At 55.9% G+C, this 449-nt stretch carries 1 protein-coding gene; it reads left to right on the forward strand.

What is annotated here, in order from left to right:
• The coding region (locus Q4563_RS16180) for a 3-hydroxyacyl-CoA dehydrogenase NAD-binding domain-containing protein (RefSeq protein ID WP_303605205.1) at positions 1-449 on the forward strand (449 nt) is incomplete at both ends.

Genomic DNA, 449 nt, shown 5'->3' on the forward strand with positions numbered 1-449 from the left:
GCCATCGCCGGCGAGCGTGATTATCTGGCTAATCGTCATCGCAAGCAGGAAGCATTGGAAAACAACGCCGAGACGGCTGCTGCCATGGCAAACCTGCAGCAGACGCTGGGTAAAAAGCTGGACCCTCGTTATCCCGCTGCTCCTGCAATTTTGTCGACCATCACCGCAGCCATGACCGAAGATTTCTACAAGGCGCAGGCGATGGAAGCCCAGATCTTTGGTGAGCTGGCCAGTGGTGTGGAAGCCAAAAACCTGGTTGGACTGTTTCTTAATGATCAATACCTCAAGCGCGAAACCAAACGCTGGGCCAAGCAGGCCCATCCGGTTGGCAAGGCCGCCGTTCTGGGTGCCGGGATCATGGGTGGCGGTATCGGTTATCAAGCGGCCCTGAATGGTACGCCGATGCTGATGAAAGACATTAACCAGGAAGCGCTGGATCTGGGTATCAG

Source organism: Gilvimarinus sp. 1_MG-2023 (genome assembly GCF_030548285.1).